Annotated in this window: 17 protein-coding genes; all 17 read left to right on the forward strand. The window is 32.5% G+C overall.

The window, feature by feature from the left end; all coding sequences use genetic code 11:
* Positions 1–272: 272 nt before the first annotated feature.
* The 17 genes from ACRYKC_RS11865 to ACRYKC_RS11945 all read left to right on the forward strand — a co-directional run bounded on the left by ACRYKC_RS11865 (position 273) and on the right by ACRYKC_RS11945 (position 18,690).
* Positions 273–1,031: a YveK family protein gene (locus tag ACRYKC_RS11865; protein WP_433806943.1), complete on the forward strand. Its 759-nt coding sequence runs from the start codon at positions 273–275 to the stop codon at positions 1,029–1,031.
* Positions 1,021–1,716, forward strand: a complete 696-nt coding sequence (locus tag ACRYKC_RS11870) for a CpsD/CapB family tyrosine-protein kinase (protein ID WP_433806944.1) — start codon at positions 1,021–1,023, stop codon at positions 1,714–1,716. The genes ACRYKC_RS11865 and ACRYKC_RS11870 overlap by 11 nt, the downstream gene beginning before the upstream one ends.
* Positions 1,717–1,961: 245 nt before the next feature.
* Entirely contained in the window at positions 1,962–2,732 is a 771-nt protein-coding gene (locus ACRYKC_RS11875) for a tyrosine-protein phosphatase (protein WP_433806945.1), read from the forward strand.
* Positions 2,733–3,159: 427 nt separating this feature from the next.
* Complete coding sequence (locus ACRYKC_RS11880) at positions 3,160–5,013, forward strand: polysaccharide biosynthesis protein (RefSeq protein ID WP_433806946.1); 1,854 nt, start codon at positions 3,160–3,162, stop codon at positions 5,011–5,013.
* A 194-nt stretch (positions 5,014–5,207) separates the two neighbouring features.
* On the forward strand, positions 5,208–6,437 hold the full coding sequence (locus ACRYKC_RS11885) for a DegT/DnrJ/EryC1/StrS family aminotransferase (protein ID WP_433806947.1): 1,230 nt from the start codon (positions 5,208–5,210) through the stop codon (positions 6,435–6,437).
* An 8-nt stretch (positions 6,438–6,445) separates the two neighbouring features.
* On the forward strand, positions 6,446–7,054 hold the full coding sequence (locus ACRYKC_RS11890; RefSeq protein WP_433807127.1) for a sugar transferase: 609 nt from the start codon (positions 6,446–6,448) through the stop codon (positions 7,052–7,054).
* Between the two features lie 12 nt (positions 7,055–7,066).
* A complete protein-coding gene (locus ACRYKC_RS11895; RefSeq protein ID WP_433806948.1) occupies positions 7,067–7,828 on the forward strand; it encodes a GNAT family N-acetyltransferase in 762 nt (253 codons plus the stop codon).
* A 2-nt stretch (positions 7,829–7,830) separates the two neighbouring features.
* Entirely contained in the window at positions 7,831–9,027 is a 1,197-nt protein-coding gene (locus ACRYKC_RS11900; protein WP_433806949.1) for a glycosyltransferase family 4 protein, read from the forward strand.
* A 22-nt stretch (positions 9,028–9,049) separates the two neighbouring features.
* Positions 9,050–10,072, forward strand: coding sequence for a polysaccharide biosynthesis protein (locus tag ACRYKC_RS11905; RefSeq protein ID WP_433806950.1), 1,023 nt, complete (start codon positions 9,050–9,052; stop codon positions 10,070–10,072).
* Entirely contained in the window at positions 10,069–11,178 is a 1,110-nt protein-coding gene (locus ACRYKC_RS11910) for a capsular polysaccharide biosynthesis protein CapF (protein WP_433806951.1), read from the forward strand. Before ACRYKC_RS11905 ends, ACRYKC_RS11910 begins: the two co-directional genes overlap by 4 nt.
* Before the next feature lie 3 nt (positions 11,179–11,181).
* Entirely contained in the window at positions 11,182–12,306 is a 1,125-nt protein-coding gene (gene wecB, locus ACRYKC_RS11915; protein WP_433806952.1) for a non-hydrolyzing UDP-N-acetylglucosamine 2-epimerase, read from the forward strand.
* A 95-nt stretch (positions 12,307–12,401) separates the two neighbouring features.
* Positions 12,402–13,256, forward strand: a complete 855-nt coding sequence (locus tag ACRYKC_RS11920; protein ID WP_433806953.1) for an AAC(3) family N-acetyltransferase — start codon at positions 12,402–12,404, stop codon at positions 13,254–13,256.
* Positions 13,249–14,214: a hypothetical protein gene (locus ACRYKC_RS11925; RefSeq protein ID WP_433806954.1), complete on the forward strand. Its 966-nt coding sequence runs from the start codon at positions 13,249–13,251 to the stop codon at positions 14,212–14,214. Before ACRYKC_RS11920 ends, ACRYKC_RS11925 begins: the two co-directional genes overlap by 8 nt.
* A gap of 70 nt (positions 14,215–14,284) precedes the next feature.
* Positions 14,285–15,319, forward strand: coding sequence for a glycosyltransferase family protein (locus ACRYKC_RS11930; RefSeq protein ID WP_433806955.1), 1,035 nt, complete (start codon positions 14,285–14,287; stop codon positions 15,317–15,319).
* A gap of 376 nt (positions 15,320–15,695) precedes the next feature.
* A complete protein-coding gene (locus ACRYKC_RS11935) occupies positions 15,696–16,841 on the forward strand; it encodes a hypothetical protein (RefSeq protein ID WP_433806956.1) in 1,146 nt (381 codons plus the stop codon).
* Positions 16,834–17,403, forward strand: a complete 570-nt coding sequence (locus ACRYKC_RS11940) for an acyltransferase (RefSeq protein WP_433806957.1) — start codon at positions 16,834–16,836, stop codon at positions 17,401–17,403. The genes ACRYKC_RS11935 and ACRYKC_RS11940 overlap by 8 nt, the downstream gene beginning before the upstream one ends.
* A 27-nt stretch (positions 17,404–17,430) precedes the next feature.
* Positions 17,431–18,690: a lipopolysaccharide biosynthesis protein gene (locus tag ACRYKC_RS11945; protein ID WP_433806958.1), complete on the forward strand. Its 1,260-nt coding sequence runs from the start codon at positions 17,431–17,433 to the stop codon at positions 18,688–18,690.
* Positions 18,691–18,822: the final 132 nt, after the last annotated feature.

Here is an 18,822-nt window from a genome sequence, read left to right on the forward strand (position 1 = left end):
AAATTTCCTAATTATATAATACATGATTCATTAGGTATATTTGACGGTCTTGACGAACTTTAGCTCAATTTGTCGAGGAATCTGGATGAAATTCCTAGCGTATAGAACCTATGCTCCACTAGATTAGAAGAAGTAATGGGTACTTTAGTATAGGTATAAAGGTTCGCGAATGTAAATTTTGTTAAAAAATTTAGTAATAATATCTATTAATCAATTTTTCCTATGCTATAATGACTCTATGTTAAATTTCGACAAATCATGGGAGGCTCAGCATGGAAGAAACAATTTCATTGAAAGAAATCTTTGAGGTGCTCAAGAAGCGTCTCTTGCTTATTATAAGTCTAGCAGTCTTGGCAGGGGCAATCAGTGCCGGCGTTACATTCTTTTTGTTAACACCTACATATCAAACATCTGCTCAATTCATCGTTAGCCAGTCAGGGAATCAGTCAGAAAACACACCGTATGATTATAATGAAATACGATCTAATGTCGAACTCATTAATACATATAACGTTATTATTAAAAGTCCAAGAATCCTAGATCAGGTTGTTGATGAGTTAGGATTAAATATGACGGCATCATCGTTATCCAATAAGATTCAAGTCTCTAACGCAGAGCAGTCACAAGTGGTGAACGTCGACGTTACGGATACTAGCGCATCTCAAGCAGCTGCCATAGCAAACACCACAGTTGAAGTATTTAAAGAAGAAATACCTCAACTGATGAATGTAGATAACGTCAATGTATTAACGCGAGCCAATGTAGAAGGTGACCCATCACCTGTCAGTCCAAATCTGATGTTAAACATTGCAATCGCTGTGGTTGTCGGGTTGATGGTAGGAGTTGGTCTTGCTTTCTTACTTGAATACTTAGATACAACCATTAAAACGGAAGAGGATATTGAACAGACGTTAGGCCTGCCGATCATGGGAGTAGTATCAACCATCTCAGTTGACGATAATCCAGAGGATGGACGTTCTTCAAAAAAGTCTAAAGTATCAAACATCAGAGGTGAATCCGTTGGCACGTAAGAAAAATAAAACGATTCAAACAAGGGCCCGAAGCTTAATTGCAAACGAAGATCCGAAATCACCGGTAGCTGAGCAGTTCCGTACAATACGTACCAATCTGCAGTTTGCATCCATTGACAATGAGTTGGAAACACTGATGGTGACCTCAGCAAGTCCTGCAGAAGGGAAATCCATCACAACCGCGAATACAGCAGCTGTGTTTGCTCAACAAGGAAAGAAAGTCTTGCTTGTGGACGCAGACTTAAGAAAACCGACAATGCACTACACGTTCCGTGTAGATAATACGTACGGATTAAGCAACTATTTGGTAAGTTCACGTTCCGTCTTAGATCTAGTCAGGGAGAGTAATGTAGAGAATCTGGATTTGCTGCCTTGCGGTCCAATCCCACCTAATCCATCAGAGTTATTAGGATCAAAGAAGATGGAAAGATTCATAAAGGAAGCCAAGCAAACTTACGATATAATTATCTTTGACACACCGCCGGTATTGGCTGTAACCGATGCACCTGTATTATCAAGACTTGTGGATGGAGTTTTATTGGTGGTAAGAAGTAAGCAAACTGACCAGGAAGCGGCTGTTAAAGCTAAAGAACAATTGCTTCAATCAAGGGCGAATATCCTTGGGGCCGTTCTGAATGACCAGGATGTAAGAGCGAGCAACTATTATTATTATTATGGTAGATAAATAGAAAAAGAGCGCTCTCAAGCGTTCTTTTTTAGTACCTTTAGACCTTATATATACCATTAAATAGGAAAAGGTTTACATATTTATATTCATACAATAAGAATGATTAATTGGTAATTTTTATTAAAAAACCTTCAATTTATAGTAATTTACTGTTATAATTTTGATATTGAATAGAATTCGTACAAAAATAAAAGAATTCAATACGTATAGGTGTATAGGAATAAATGTAGGGGGTAGGTAATTTGATAGATATACATAGTCACATTTTACCTGGGGTCGATGATGGAGCCCAAACCATCGAAGAAAGTATGAAAATGGCGGAAGCTGCGGTAGCAGATGGTATTGATATGATCGTTGCTACACCTCACCATAAGAATGGAAGCTTTGACAATTATAAGCACAACATTATTATTCAAGTCGGTGAATTAAACCGACAGCTACAGCAGAGAAACATCCCATTAGAGGTACTTCCTGGGCAAGAAACGAGAGTGTTTGGAGAGTTTCTAAATGGTTTAGAAACCAATGAGATCCTTCCAATCAATGAAAAAACAAACTATGTATTTATAGAATTCCCTTCGGGGAACGTCCCGAGGTACGCCAGCCAATTGTTCTTTGATTTACAAATGGCTGAATATCAACCAATCATTGTTCATCCAGAGAGAAATAAACAGCTGATGGAACATCCAGATTTGCTGTATTCTTTTGTAAAACGAGGAGCCTTCACTCAACTGACAGCAGGAAGTGTGTGCGGCCACTTTGGAAGGAAGATAAAGAAATTCTCTCATCAGTTAATCGAGCACAACCTTGCTCATCTGATTGCGACAGACGCTCACAATACGTCAGCAAGAGGGTTTTGCTTAACAGATGCCTATGGAGAAGTAAGAAAAGAATTTGGTCTTGATATGGTGTATTTACTTTCAGAAAATGCCGAAGCAGTCGTTAATGGAAAGGTGCTGGGAGCAGAGCCTCCTGAACATATAAAGAAGGCGAAGATATTCGGATTATTTGGTTAGTGTAGTAGTGTAGGAGCTTTTGTGATTAGATCATAGAGCTCCTATATTTTTATAGCCATTTCAGAAATTTTTTCCATTTGTGGAATATTATAATTCAGGCAATCTTAAGTCATTCAAATTAGAGTTCTATTATATAATACGGCAAATATTCATAGTTAACATGACTTTTGACTTACTTTAAATTATTTCATCATAAAAATACGACATGAATCGTAAATATTAAGTAAAAAAACCTATATTTCCCCTTTATACCATTGGGAAATACTGCTATACTAATTAAAGTTACAAAAAGATTACAAATGTATAACGACGGTCGTAAAAAAATAGTGAATATTTGTTTAAACTGGATTATATAACCATATAAAAATAGTTTACTAGTTTAAAGTTGAATCAGTCACTCATTATAAGAAAGGAGAGGGTAAGACTTATGACAGCAGCCTATAGAAGAAGGTTACTGCTATTAATTGTCATCGATTCATTCATCGTGTCGTTTTCAATTTATATGTCCCATTTCTTTTTGAACCCTTATGTCGCCGTGTTTGATGGAATTATGGTTGTATCGGCACTCACTTTGCTGATTACCCACCATCTCTATTCAAGCCTGTTTGGCATGTACAAGAAGAAGTGGCGGTATGCGAGTACGGAAGAATTATTTGGAATTATATTTGTAGTCACTCTATCTATTTTATCTACAACAATCATACAATTACTTGCCTTTGGTACCATCTACGAGCGGGCGCTAACCATTACATGGATGCTACATATTTTGCTTATCGGCGGTGTGCGCTTTGCCTGGCAGTATTATAAAAGTTATGGATTAACCATCAATCCGAAATTCAAAAGAGCAAAAATCGTTACAAACAATCCGAATGCCAAACGAACGTTAATCATTGGGGCCGGATCAGCAGGCCGGATGCTCGCAAGACAAATGCGTACATCAAATGAAATGGAGACGGACGTTGTCGGTTTTCTAGATGATGATTTCACGATGCACCACCTTACGATAAGTGGTTTACCTGTGCTTGGTGATACGAATGATATTGAAAAGATTACTTCAAAGCACTCTATTAACCATATCGTCATTGCGATGCCATCTGTTAAGCGTGAACGGGTAAAAACTATTATTCAAGCTTCAAAGAATGTCGTTAAAGATGTACAGACTCTCCCTATGATCGAAGATATTGCCTTAGGGAATGTATCCGTGAATCAGATTCGTGATGTGCAGATCGAGGATTTGTTAGGACGCGAGCCTGTTGAACTTGATATCGATTCCATTGAGTCCGAAATAAAAGGTAGAACCATATTAGTTACGGGAGCAGGCGGATCCATAGGTTCAGAAATATGCCGTCAATTAGTTAAATTCAAGCCTGAACGCTTGGTTTTATTAGGACACGGAGAAAACAGCATTTATACGATTCATATGGAGCTGACTCAACTTGGGTTAGATACTGAACTAGTGCCTGTGATCGCTGATGTACAAGACCGTGACCGTATTTTTGAAGTCGTGAACCATTATGGACCTTCTTATATCTACCATGCAGCGGCCCATAAGCATGTGCCATTGATGGAAGTGAATCCGAAAGAAGCGATTAAGAATAATGTAATCGGCACCAAAAATGTTTCAGAAGCAGCGGACGCAGCTGGTGTAAAAACCTTTGTCCTTGTTTCTACTGATAAAGCTGTAAACCCACCGAACATTATGGGAGCAACAAAGCGGATTGCAGAAATGGTGATTCAGACACTCAGTAAAAGAAGTCAGACCAAGTTTGTTGCCGTAAGATTTGGAAATGTTCTAGGAAGCCGAGGTTCAGTAATCCCACTATTTAAGAAGCAAATTGCAAGCGGTGGGCCAGTTACGGTTACTCACCCTGATATGACTCGCTTTTTTATGACAATACCAGAGGCTTCTCGTCTAGTACTTCAAGCCGGGACGTTAGCAAGAGGTGGAGAAATTTTCGTTCTCGATATGGGTGAACCAGTAAAAATTGTGGATCTTGCAAGAAATTTAATTCATTTATCTGGTTTTAGTGAAGATGAGATTCCTATTAAGTTCGCAGGAATTCGACCAGGTGAAAAAATGTACGAAGAATTACTTGGAGAAGATGAAGTTTATAGTGAACCAATTTTCCCGAAAATCTTGATTGGAAAAACAGTAGAGTTTGACGAAGATTCTGTTAACAAACTAGTTAGAGAACATATGAATTATAGTCAAGAATTAGTTAAGCATTATGCTATTAACTTAGCGAACGCTGAAAGAAAACCGGAATTGTTAGCTAGATAGAAATGTAATACATGTACTTAAGGAACAATTCAACAATAGGAATATCCTAAAATCTTATTACTATTTAAATTAATTTCACACAACTGAATTAATTTAAAAAGGCCTCTTGAATCTTAATTAGTTTAAAGATTGGCAATTCTAGTGTGGTGAAATTTTAAAAATTGCACATTAACTTAAAAAGTGAGGAAAGTATTATGTTAGATACAGGTAATAGAAACATTCCTTTTTCTCCTCCAGATATTGGTGAGGAAGAAATGGATGAAGTCATAAAAGCGATGAGATCTGGGTGGATTACAACAGGACCTAGAACTAAGGAATTTGAAAAGGAAATTGCACATTATGTTGGGGTCAACAAGGCTGTATGTCTTAACTCAGCTACTTCTGCTATGGAGCTTACCCTTCGTATTTTAGGTATTGGTCCTGGGGATGAAGTTATTACTTCAGCCTATACATATACTGCAACTGCTTCAGTTATTAACCACGTGGGTGCCAAAGTTGTACTTGTGGATACAGCTCCTAATTCTTTTGAAATGGATTATTCTAAATTAGAAGGTGCTATTACTGAAAACACAAAGGCAATTATACCTGTTGATATTGCTGGTGTAATGTGTGATTATGAAAAGCTATTTGAAGCTGTAGAACGCAAGAAAGAATTATTTAAGGCAAAGAATAAGCTACAAGATCTCTATAGTAGAGTAATAATAATGACTGATGCTGCTCATGCTTTTGGAGCAGAGAGATACGGCCGAAAATGCGGGCAGGTAGCCGACTTTACTTGTTACTCTTTTCATGCAGTTAAAAATTTAACTACTGCAGAAGGTGGAGCTGTAGTTTGGAGAGATAGGGAAGATTTAGATGATGAGTGGTTATACAAACAATACATGTTGTACAGTCTTCACGGACAGTCTAAGGATGCTCTTTCAAAAACTAAAAAAGGGTCTTGGGAATATGATATTGTCTATCCAGCGTATAAGTGCAACATGACGGATATAACTGCTGCTATAGGCTTAAAGCAATTAGCTAAATATAATCAATCTTTGCAAAGACGTAGAGAAATAATAAGGAAATATAATGATGGATTCTCAGATACTAAAACTCAAACAATATGTCATGAGAGTAAAAACCATTCTTCTTCTAGTCATCTATATCTACTAAGAATACCTGGTATTGATGAACTGGAAAGAAACAGTTTGATTGCAAGGATGGCTGAATTAGGAGTTACTTGTAACGTTCATTACAAACCATTGCCAATGTTTACAGCGTATAAAAACTTAGGGTTCGATATTAAAGACTATCCTAACGCTTATAATGTTTACAAAAATGAAATAACTCTCCCATTACACACCTTATTAAGTGATGAGGACGTCGATTACATTATAGTTTGCCTAAAAAAATTGCTGACGAAAACTGTAAACAAGGGTTGAGGTTAAAAATGTATAAAATAGCATTAAAAAGAGTATTCGATCTTCTTATAGCACTAATAATATTTCCGATATTGTTAATAATTCTGATAATTTTAGGTCCAATAATCTATTTTCAAGATAAAGGAACAATTTTTTATAATGCACCTCGACTTGGAAAAGATGGTAAAAAATTTATAATGTACAAACTTCGCTCTATGAAGTTGAATGCACCAGACCTAAGAAACGAGGATGGGTCTACTTTTAATTCTGAAGATGACCCTCGATTAACTAAGATTGGAAAATTCATTAGAAAAACTAGCTTGGATGAAACACCGCAACTTATAAATATCTTAAAAGGAGACATGAGTATTATTGGACCAAGACCTGATTTGCCTGAACATTTTGCTTTATATAAAGGAAATGAAAGTAGAAAATTAGAGATCAGACCTGGTGTAACAGGTTACAATCAAGCTTATTTTAGGAATACAATCCCATGGAAAGAAAGAATTCAAAACGATATTTATTATATTGATCATTTATCATGGTGGCTCGATATTAAAATTTTCTTTAGAACAGCTAAATCTGTTTTAAAGCGTGAAGATGTATATGTATCAAAAGAGAAAACAAAATTGAACTAATTAGGTGATTTTATGGAAAAGGTATTAACCGATGCTTTTACTATTTATCCATTGGAGTGGGACACAAATTTCTTTGGGTTACATTGCGCCAAAGCAATTTTGCATAAACCATTAAATAAACAACAATGGGCAAAACTGAAAATTGAAATGGAACGTTTCGAATTTATATCTATAGAAAATCGAAATTCAGAACCAAAGAATATGCAAATTATAGGTAGGGAAACATCTGCTTTTGTGGCTGACACGAATATCCAATTTTCAAAAAGCATTACATACCCAGAATGGAGTTCCACTACCGAAAATATAACCATCCAAAACAGAATGAAGAAAAATAATCGGATTCTAGAAATAGCAGAGTATAAATACTCGAAATTTTTAGAAGATCCTGAGCTAGCTAAACGTGGTGGAGACCAAGTTTATGAACAATGGCTGTTAAATTCTTTTGAGAAAACGGATAAATTTTTTGCTGTTTTTAAGGACAATAAAGGTGTAGTAAATGGATTTTTGTTGTATTCGTATTCCGATAATGCTTGTGTAATTGAACTTATTGGTGTTTCAACCAATTCTTTTAATGCGGGTATCGGTACGAAACTTTTTAAAACAGTCGAGACTAAAGCTTATGAAAATAGTATTAAAACAATAAAGGTTGGTACACAGATCAGAAACACAAATGCTATTAATTTTTATCATAAGGTCGGTTGTGTCCAGCAAGCTACTAATCAAATATATCACCTTTGGAATATAGACAAACTTAAAAATGGGGAGATTGATTAAAAGTGAAGGTTCTATACATAGCTACTTCGTTTCCTGAACCTAACAAGGGTGCAACTATTTATACGGATTTAGCTGAAACCATTAAAGAAGCTGGACACGATATTACTGTAGCTGTGGCTGAACAAGCTCGTAATAAAAAGAATACCGAGTTAAACATAGAACGTGGTATTGAAGTTCTCAGAGTAGTTACCGGCAACTACTACGATGTAAGCTTAATAGAAAAAGGTGTGACCACTCTTAAGATTCCTGTATTAATGAAAAAAGGTATTGCTAAGTATTTGGGAGAGAAAGAGTTTGATTTCATATTATTTGAAGCTCCTCCAGTAACAAATGCAGCTGTAGTATCTTGGGCGAAGAGTAAATTTAACTGTGAAGCGTATTTAATGCTAAAAGATATATTCCCCCAGAATGCAGTAGACTTAGGAATTATGAAGAAAAATAGTTTATTATACAAATATTTTGAAGGTAAAGAAAAAAAACTTTATCGCACAGCAGACAAGGTCGGATGTATGTCACCAGCTAATCAAAAATATATTTTAAGCCATAATCCCTGGTTAGATCAAAAAAAAGTTGAAATATTTCCGAACACTAAAAAGCTTACTACTGATATAAAATCAAATGGTTTTCCAATGCGAAAACAACTTGGAATCCCAGATGATTCCGTTGTTTTTTTGTTTGGTGGAAATATGGGAAAGCCTCAGTATATTGAAGTTCTATGTAAAACTATTAAAGAATGTAGGGATGAGCAAGACATATTCTTTTTATTTGTTGGAAGAGGTACAGATCGTTATAAGTTGGAAGAAACGATAGAAGATTACGATATAAAAAATGCACTATTAATTGAAAATTTACCTAGGGAAGAATATGAACAAATAACTAAAGAGTGTGATGTAGGATTAATAGTTTTAGACCCAGGATTTACCATACCAAATTATCCCTCACGTATATTGTCTTATTTGGAATACGCAAAACCTGTTTTAGCTGTTACAGACAAAGTAACGGATCTAAGAGATTTAATTGAAAGTTGTAAATGTGGTGAATGGGTTTGGTCAGGTGAAAGTGATCAGGTAATAAAAAAGGTTAAAGAAATTTCCAAAAGGAATGATTTGGAAACTATGGGTGAAAACGGTAGGAGTTATGTTTTAGATAACCTTAAGGTCGAAAAATCCCTTCAAATTTTAGAAAATCACTACTATTAACTAAAAAGTGAGGTAAGCAGATATGTTTAAAGATAAAACTCTTCTTATTACTGGAGGAACAGGTTCTTTTGGAAATGCTGTTATGGAGAGATTCTTAGACACTGATATAAAAGAAATACGTATTTTTTCCCGTGATGAAAAAAAACAAGAAGATATGCGTAAATTGTATAAAAATGAAAAACTTAAGTTTTACCTTGGTGATGTACGAGATTTGAACAGTGTTAAAAATGCAATGTATGGAGTGGATTATATTTTTCATGCTGCGGCATTAAAACAGGTCCCTTCTTGTGAGTTTTTCCCTTTAGAAGCAGTAAAAACAAATGTTATAGGAACAGAAAATGTTTTAACTGGCGCAATTGAGACTAATGTAAAAAAAGTGGTTTGTTTATCAACAGATAAGGCTGCTTATCCTATTAATGCGATGGGAATTTCTAAAGCAATGATGGAAAAAGTTTTTGTGGCAAAAGCTAAAACAGTAGATTCTGATAGAACTTTAATATGCGGTACTCGCTATGGAAATGTAATGGCTTCAAGAGGTTCTGTAATACCACTATTTATCGAACAAATTAAAAGTGGCCAGCCTATTACGGTTACAGATCCTAATATGACCCGGTTTTTAATGAGCCTTGAGGAAGCTGTAGAATTAGTTGTTTTTGCCTTTCAAAATGGGGAGGCTGGAGACATTATGGTTCAGAAATCTCCTGCTTCTACCATTCGTGATTTAGCTCAGGCTCTTAAGGAATTATTCCAGGCAGAAAACGAGATTAAAATAATTGGTACCAGGCATGGAGAGAAACTTTATGAAACTTTACTCACTAGAGAAGAACACGTGGTTGCGCGAGATTTAGGTAATTATTACAAAGTTCCCGCGGACAAAAGAGATTTGAATTATGACAAGTATTTTGTTGAGGGAGATGAAAACCTTTCTTATACTGAAGAGTATAATTCTCATAACACTCAACGGTTAAACATTGAAGAAGTAAAGAAACGGTTATTAAGTTTGGATTATGTGAGAGAAGAATTAAAGGATTTGATTAAAGTATGAATATTTTAGTTACTGGAGCAGAAGGTTTTATTGGTAAAAACTTAGTTGCAGAATTATATAACCAGGGTTATAAAAATATCTTTCAATACACTCGTAAAACAAGTAAAGAGTTATTGGATGACTATTGCCAAAAAGCAGACTTTGTCTTTCACCTTGCTGGAGTAAATCGACCTATTAATAAATCCGAATTTATGAGTGGGAACTATGGTTTTACTTCTGAATTAATTATCCTATTAAAAAAACATCAAAATACTTGTCCAATTTTAACTACCTCTTCAATACAAGCTGAATTAGAAAATCCATATGGTATTAGCAAAAAAGCAGGAGAAAATGTTCTATTTCATTATGAGAAAGACACTGGAGCGAACGTATTAATTTATCGTCTGCCTAACGTATTCGGCAAATGGTGTAAACCAAATTATAATAGTGTTGTTGCCACATTTTGTCACAATATTGCACATGATCATCCAATACAAGTAAAGGATCCAAACAGAATGTTAAATCTAGTTTATATAGATGATGTTATAAACGAATTGATTGATGCACTAAATGGTCGTGAAACAGCTCATGGAGATTTTTGTAAGGTCCCTATAGAACATGAAAAAACTTTAGGGGAAATTGCAGAACTTACTTACTCTTTCAAGCAATGTCGCAAAGATAAATCAATACCTGATATGTCTGATCCATTTATAAAGAAATTATATAGTACATATCTAAGCTACATTCCCAAGAATCAGTTTAGCTATGATTTAAAAATGAATATTGATGATAGGGGATCGTTTACTGAATTTATAAGAACTATAGATACAGGACAGGTGTCGGTAAATGTATCAAAGCCAGGAATAACAAAAGGTAATCATTGGCACCACACGAAAAATGAAAAGTTTCTTGTAGTAAGTGGCAGGGGTGTTATCAGGTTTAGAAAGTATGGATCTGAAGAGATTATAGAATACTTTGTTAGTGGTGACAAAATGGAAGTAGTAGATATTCCAACAGGTTACACACATAATATCGAAAATATTGGTAATACAGATATGGTCACTATTATGTGGGCTAATGAAATGTTTGATAAAGATAACCCGGATACATATCACTTGGAGGTGTAAGCATTGGAAAAAATGAAAGTAATGACCATTGTAGGTACAAGACCAGAAATTATTAGACTTTCAGAAACTATAAAAGCTTGCGATAAATATTTTAATCATACCTTGGTACATACTGGACAAAATTGGGATTTTACATTAAATGAAGTTTTCTTCAAGGAGTTTGGATTAAGAGAGCCAGATTATTTTTTAGATGTGGTGGGAGAAAATTTAGGTCACACTATGGGAAATATTATTTCCGAATCCTACAATATTTTGAGCAAAGTTAAGCCAGATGCTTTGTTAATTTTAGGTGATACAAATAGTTGTTTAAGTGCTCTCTCTGCAAAAAGGTTAAAGATCCCTACTTTTCATATGGAAGCTGGGAATCGATGTTTTGATCAAAATGTACCTGAGGAGATTAATCGAAAATTAGTAGATCACATTTCAGACGTGAATTTGGCATATACGGAGCATAGTAGGAGATATTTGTTGTCAGAGGGTATCAAGAAAGATTACGTTTTTGTAACTGGTTCTCCTATGCAAGAAGTGCTTTCAAAGAATATAGAAAAAATAAATCAAAGTAGCGTTTTAAATAAGCTTGGAATTGAAGAGGAAAATTATATTCTTGTTTCGGCTCACAGAGAAGAGAACATTGACAATGAAAAGAATTTCTTCTCTCTAATGAATTCAATAAATAATATAGCAGAAACATATAATCTACCAGTCATTTACTCCACTCATCCAAGAAGTTGGAATAAAATCGATGAAAGAGATTTTAAGTTTCATCCATTAGTTAGCAAATTGAAACCCTTCGGGTTCTTCGATTACAATAAATTACAAAAAAGCTCCTTTGTAACATTATCTGACAGCGGTACATTGTCTGAAGAATCTGCAATACTAAACTTCCCTGGTGTATTAATACGAACTTCTACTGAAAGGCCTGAAGTATTAGATAAAGGTACTGTGGTAATAGGGGGGATAACTGAAGAAGAAATCTTACAATCGGTAGAAACAAGTAGAGCCATTAAGAAAAATAAAGAAAAATCTATAATTGCAAATGATTATATTGATGATAATGTTTCTATAAAAGTAATAAAACTAATACAAAGCTATACAAAGATAATTAATAGAAACATATGGAGAAAATAAAATTTATAATTTTATTTAAATAGGTTTAAAAAAATATCAAAGGCGGTTTCATAAAATTGTATTTGCATCCTTTACTAGAATTGTGTGTTAGAAGTGTGTATTTTGGATTAAACATTCAATCTATAATAGCTAGAAAAAAAAGTAATAAAACTAGCAATCACAGTAAAATAAGTATTAAACAATTAAAAGAACAAATGGTTGAATTTGGCATCAATGAAGGTGATACAATTTTAGTGCATTCTTCATTTAGACATTTTAAGGAGAATGCCGAAGAAGTAGTGCAATTTCTTAAGGATTTCATTGGGCCAAGTGGAAATATATTAATGCCCACTCATCCAAAACTTACAAAAAAAGATGGCTATTTATTTTATGATAGAGAATCCTCTCCCTCAACTGTTGGATATTTAACAGAAACTTTTAGAAAATCCAATAATGTCTATAGAAGTAAACATCCCTTTTCTTCAATAGCTGCTTGGGGAAAGGATGTGGAGTATCTTCTGAAGGATAATTTAACTTTAAACAATCCTCTACCACATGGAGTAAATTCACCATATTATAAAATGGCAAAGTTAAACGGGAAGGTACTATGTATTGGCGTAGCAGCGATACGGAGAGGTACTATTAGACACACAGCGGAGGAGGTACTTGATGATGAATATTTAGTAAAAAACCTATTCAATAATTACAAAGTTATAGTAAGAGACAAAAAAGATGAAAATATATATAAAGTTAGAGCATTGAATATATCTAAATCGCAAATATTCATTGCGAAATCAAAAATAGAAAAAGATTGGATCAAAAACGGAATATTAAAAAAAAGTGTTATTGATAATGTAGAAGTGGAATATATGAATGCTCAAAAATGTGTGGAATTCATGATACAAGAAGCTAAAAAAGGAAATACATGCTATCCATATGCACCAAAGAGGAAGTTGGATAAGAATGTTTAAGATAAATTTAGATAAGAATATATTTTATCATAGCTTTTACAAAGGTAAAATATGGGCTTCAAAAAACAGAGATGTTATTTGTAGTAACGATTATGGAAAGTCCTGGCGTAAAATATTAACTGTCAGTGAATTACCATTCTTAAGTAGGAGCAAATTATATAATCGTTTAACTAGAAATGGTATATCTAACATTATTAATATTAGGGATGACTTGTTTGCAGTTATAATAAAAAAACGAATTCTTTTATATCAAAACGAATCATTATTAAAAAGTTTTAAAATTGAACGGGGAAGCCGTCCAATAAGACAATGTATTTTGAACTACGATGGTAATTTAATTTATGGAGATTACTGGAATAATGAAAATAGAGAACCAGCAAACATTAATATAATAAATACACGTACAATGGAAAGAACTTTTTTGAAAACTATTTATAATGTGAGACATATTCATTTTATTCAACAATCTAAGTATGACTCAAATCAATTTTACATTGGCACAGGAGATGAAGATAATGAATGTATAATATTAACTCTAAATATAAAAAGCAATGAGCTGATAAGATTAGGAGGGGGAAGTCAGGATTGGAGAGCAGTTAGTGTACTGCAAAAAGACAATTATTTATACTGGGGGACTGATGCGCCAAATGATCAAAATTATATTTTTCAATATGATCTTGAAAAAAAGAGGATTTCTAAGGTTCAACCAGTCGCTGGTCCTGTTTTCTATTCCGCTGAAAGTTCAAAAGGGGTTATGATGTTAGCATCTATAGTTGAATATAGAGGTGTACACAAATCAATAATTTATATCTCAAAAGATGGTACTGAATGGACAGAGTTAATGGAATTTGAGAAAGATATATTTCCATTATATTTGTTTGGCTTCGGCGTGGTCGATTTTATACAGGGGCAAGAAAAATTAGAAGAAATTTACATCAATACACATGGGTTGAAGTAAGTTTTTAATACTAGAGAGGATCTTTAAATTGAAGAAAATTTGCATTTTAAGTACAGTTAATTTTAAACATATGACTATGCTTAGTGTATATACGGATTTCTTAGATAAAAATAACATTGAATATGATGTGATCCACATAGATAAATATGGTGAAAATGAATCAAATAATGCTACAAACGTGTATAGTTATCCTATTAAAGTCAATAGGAATTGGTCAAAGGCTAGAAAAGTAAAGGAATATTACGGTTTTAAAAAATTTGCCAAAAAAATAATTAACAAAAAACAATATGACTTTATTATTGTGTGGAATAGTTTTACAGCCTTTATGTTTGCTGACTATCTATCTCTTAAATTCAAAGGCAAATATAGTATAAATATAAGAGATTATAATAAAGAAAATTTATTGCCCATCTACTTAATAATGAAGGCCGTGATAAAATTTTCTGCATTTACAACCATTTCATCGGAAGGGTTTAAGAATTTTCTTCCACCATATAAATATGTAAATGTATATAGTTATAATCAATCAATGCTTGAGCAAACAAACCCTAGAACACAGCTAAGAAAAGTTAATCAACCATTAAGAATTTCTTTTATAGGCTATGTAAGATTTTTTGATAACGACAAAAAGGTAATTGATGAATTAGGAAATGATAACAGATTTATAGTTCAGTACTTTGGTGAAGGAGCTGAAAGGCTAAAAGAATATGCCCAGGATAAAGGTTATAGTAACGTGATATGCAAAGGAAGGTTCGATACTAAAGAAACTTCAAAGTTACTTGAAAAGACAGATATAATAAACAATTTATATGGTACAGGAACTCCAGGCTTAAGAACTGCATTATCAATAAAATTGTATTATGCAATTTATTTGAGAATTCCAATTTTAGTATATAAAGGTACATATATGGATGAAATCTCTAAGAACTATAACATTAATATTACAATCGAAGATCAATATTTTCAGAGTATGGGGGATGAAATCTATAATACCTATCACAATATTCAATTTAATAAGTTAGATCAAGGGTGTAAAGACTATATTGAAGTAATTAAAGAGAATCAATCACATTTTAGAAGAATAATGAAAAGTTATTTGATCTAAGATAAAATTCGAACAGTATAAAAAGCTATTCGATATTATTATATTCTAAACTGAAGATACGAGGTAAAATATGAAAAGAATACTCTTCATTTTTTTATTTTTTAGTTCCATTACTACTTGTATTATTTCTTGGTTATTAAATAATGATTCTCAATATATATTAATGCCTTTTTTACCAATTAGCTACCTAATGGTGTACATATTATTTCTTAACAGAGCGATATTTGAGTATAAATCGATTGTCGCAGTAATTTTCTCAATTTTAAGTTTTTTTAGATACATTATTCTACCCTTGTGCATTACATTAACAAATAGTTATGGGATAAATTACATTAATATTGCTAATGATTCTTATTATCATAATGGATTTATGCTTATGATTTATGAGATTGTTGTTATTTGCATTGTTATTTACCTTTATACAAGTAAGCAAAAAAATAAATTTAAGAATTATAGATCAAACCTTAAACTTACAGGTTCAATTTATATTTATATATTATTAATAATGGTGGCTTTTTTATTGTATATTATCTATCCAGGTGCTAATAACTTATTATCCTTTTTCAATATTGAAAGTACAGGCTCAAGTAGGATTGAAGAAGACCTTTCAACGACCGCGATGATTGTAAGGCAAATTTTAATTTCTGCGACGATTTTTGGTTACGTACTTTGTTTAAACTATTTGTATAGCGAATATAAAAGAAATAATTCGGTAATTTATGTTTATGCTTCTATTTTTATTTCGTTAATCCAAGTCTCCATTATTATAGGTGAAAGAAGATCTTTTCAGTTGTACACGACATTTGCTGTGTTATTTTTACTATTAACCTTGTATAAAAAGCATAAGAAGAAGATAGCAATATGGGTATTGGTAACTGCTGGTACAGTACTAATTGGTATGAGTATTTACAAGTTTTTCTATGCTTTTGAATACGATTCATATATTGAAGCGATTATGAAAAGCAACTCTCAATCATCTGATATAGCAAATTATTTACAATTATATTTATTGGGACCACAAAATATTGCAAAATCAATAGAGTTTACAGCAAATATAAGTCCCTCCATTTCAAATTTATTTTATGATGTTAGTAGATCTATTTTAGGTATAAGCTTCTTAGTAAAAGATATTGGTATGCCAACTTCAACAAATCTATTTAATACCTATATCTACGGAGGGTTAACAAGCACTGGTCATATAATATCGAGTATAGGTTATGGATATATGTATTTTGGATATATTTTAGCTCCATTTTTTTCTGCAACTATTATTGTATTCGCATTATTTATTGAAACAAAATTAAAGAACACATCTTCATTTGAATATGCTTACTTATTAGCATATATCTTAATTAGATCAATCTTAGGAGTCTTTACAGCTATTACAGCATTATTAAATGTGGTTTCATTAATGTTAATAAGTGTTGGTTTAGTATATTTCAGCGCGAGGGTTACCAAAGTTCTATTATTAAAACAGAGAAACAATAATTGGCGAATTAGGAGGGAAAATATATATGATTAGAAAATTATTGAAGATTAATTTATTCAAAAAGATTTTTATTGCAGTCAATAAAGTCTTGTTATCCCCTTTTTTTAATACAAGATACCTCAAAGGATATTATTTCGAAAAAAAATCTATGGGATGGTTATGGGCTTGGAAATCAATCCCCTTTAAATTGGTTGGTGTAAATACTAACATTCCATGGCCTGCGTCCCATAATATAAGAATTCATAAGGCAGAAAATATGATATTTTCTCCAAGTTCTATAAATATATTTCAATCTCCAGGCTGTTATTATAATAATTTTTCAGCAAAAATAGTAATTGGAGAAGGAGTTTATATAGCTCCTAATGTAGGGATAATAACTGCTAATCATGATGTGAACAATTTAGATAAACACATGCCAGGGGAGGATGTTATTATCAATAAGGATACTTGGATAGGTATGAACAGTGTTATTTTACCAGGAGTTATATTAGGTGAAAAAACTATCGTTGGAGCTGGTTCAGTAGTAACTAAAAGTTTTCCAGAGGGTAATTGTGTAATTGCAGGCAACCCTGCGAAGGTAATAAAGAAACTTTAACAATAAAAATATAAGTAGGTTATTCATATGTTAGAAAGATTTCTAAATAATAAGTATCTAAAAAATGTAACAGTAATGTTCTCTGGAGCCATCATTTCACAAATAATGACAGTCCTTATTTCTCCTTTATTAACTAGAATATACACTCCCGGAGAATTAGGACAATTCACTATATTTTTGACTATATGTACCTTGATATTACCGATACTAAATGCTAGATATGATTTACTTATTGTTAGTGTAAAAGATAGAATAGAAGCAAATACGTTGGTAACTCTCAGTTTCATTATTAGTTTAGTAATTTTATCTCTAGTAAGTATTACTATTATAATAATAAATATTTTTACTTACGATATTTTTGGAATAAATATAATATACCTTTATTTCTTAATACCATTTATTTTAATAGGGTCAATGAATAATATATTAAAAAGCTACATGAATAGGTTGGAACATTATCACCTCATGTCAAAAGTATTAGTCATGAGGTCAAGTACACAAGCTGTTATGCAAATCGCTTTTGGGGCACTTAGCTTTAATGTAATAGGACTTATCATCGCATACGTTGTATCATATTTTAGTGGTTTCATAATTCAAATAAAAATGTTTTTAAGACATTATAAAATAAGTTCAGTAAAGTTATTTGAAACATTTGTTAATTATAAAAACCAAATACTTTTTTCAACTCCTTCAATTTTTATAAATGGTCTCTCTTATTCTATAATAATATTTCTAATTTCTAATTTATATAGCCCATATGAGGTTGGAATGTATTCAATAACAGTTCGAGTCTTAGGGTTACCGTTGACTTTTATATCTCTTAGCTTTTCCAGAGTATTTTTTGAAAAAGCAGCTAGAGATTACAATAGTAAGGGGGAATTTAAGAATTTGTTGCAAAAGACAACTCTAGTTTTATTAGTAATATCTATTCCGGTTTTTATTCTCCTTACATTTATTTCCCCATCATTATTCCCACTTATATTTGGAGAACAATGGGTTGATGCTGGAATTTATGTTTCATTTTTAGCTCCAATGTATGCTATTAGGTTAATAGTATCCACTGTTTCATTATCAATAATTATTATTTCGAAGCAGAAAGTTGAACTCTTATTACAAACGTGTTTTGTTGTAAGTTGTGTGGTAGTTTATTTTATAACGAATGCTTTTGATTTTGACATTACTTTGTTCCTTAGCTTGATTTCATTTACTTTCAGTTTAAATTATATTGTTTTTTACATATATTTATATAAAAATAGTGTTTCAAAAAATCATCCCCAAAATGATTAATAATCATTTCAAATCAATTACTGATACTTTATCATAGGTTTTATTCACTAATCTCAATCAATAAATCTTAAATAATACTCATTAACCTCCATATGCGAGTTTTATTACTTCAAAAAGAAATCTGAAAAATAT

The sequence above is a fragment of the Halobacillus sp. A1-3 genome (genome assembly GCF_050971765.1).
GTDB classification, from domain to species: domain Bacteria; phylum Bacillota; class Bacilli; order Bacillales; family Halobacillaceae; genus Halobacillus; species Halobacillus mangrovi_B.

What these genes read in the sequence shown, in the direction of transcription:
- ACRYKC_RS11865 (WP_433806943.1), top strand. Translation starts at nt 273, where the DNA reads ATGGAAGAAACAATTTCATTGAAAGAAATCTTTGAGGTGCTCAAGAAG.
- ACRYKC_RS11880 (WP_433806946.1), top strand. Translation starts at nt 3,160, where the DNA reads ATGACAGCAGCCTATAGAAGAAGGTTACTGCTATTAATTGTCATCGAT.
- ACRYKC_RS11885 (WP_433806947.1), top strand. Translation starts at nt 5,208, where the DNA reads ATGTTAGATACAGGTAATAGAAACATTCCTTTTTCTCCTCCAGATATT.
- ACRYKC_RS11890 (WP_433807127.1), top strand. Translation starts at nt 6,446, where the DNA reads ATGTATAAAATAGCATTAAAAAGAGTATTCGATCTTCTTATAGCACTA.
- ACRYKC_RS11895 (WP_433806948.1), top strand. Translation starts at nt 7,067, where the DNA reads ATGGAAAAGGTATTAACCGATGCTTTTACTATTTATCCATTGGAGTGG.
- ACRYKC_RS11905 (WP_433806950.1), top strand. Translation starts at nt 9,050, where the DNA reads ATGTTTAAAGATAAAACTCTTCTTATTACTGGAGGAACAGGTTCTTTT.
- ACRYKC_RS11910 (WP_433806951.1), top strand. Translation starts at nt 10,069, where the DNA reads ATGAATATTTTAGTTACTGGAGCAGAAGGTTTTATTGGTAAAAACTTA.
- ACRYKC_RS11925 (WP_433806954.1), top strand. Translation starts at nt 13,249, where the DNA reads ATGTTTAAGATAAATTTAGATAAGAATATATTTTATCATAGCTTTTAC.
- ACRYKC_RS11930 (WP_433806955.1), top strand. Translation starts at nt 14,285, where the DNA reads ATGACTATGCTTAGTGTATATACGGATTTCTTAGATAAAAATAACATT.
- ACRYKC_RS11935 (WP_433806956.1), top strand. Translation starts at nt 15,696, where the DNA reads ATGATTTATGAGATTGTTGTTATTTGCATTGTTATTTACCTTTATACA.
- ACRYKC_RS11940 (WP_433806957.1), top strand. Translation starts at nt 16,834, where the DNA reads ATGATTAGAAAATTATTGAAGATTAATTTATTCAAAAAGATTTTTATT.
- ACRYKC_RS11945 (WP_433806958.1), top strand. Translation starts at nt 17,431, where the DNA reads ATGTTAGAAAGATTTCTAAATAATAAGTATCTAAAAAATGTAACAGTA.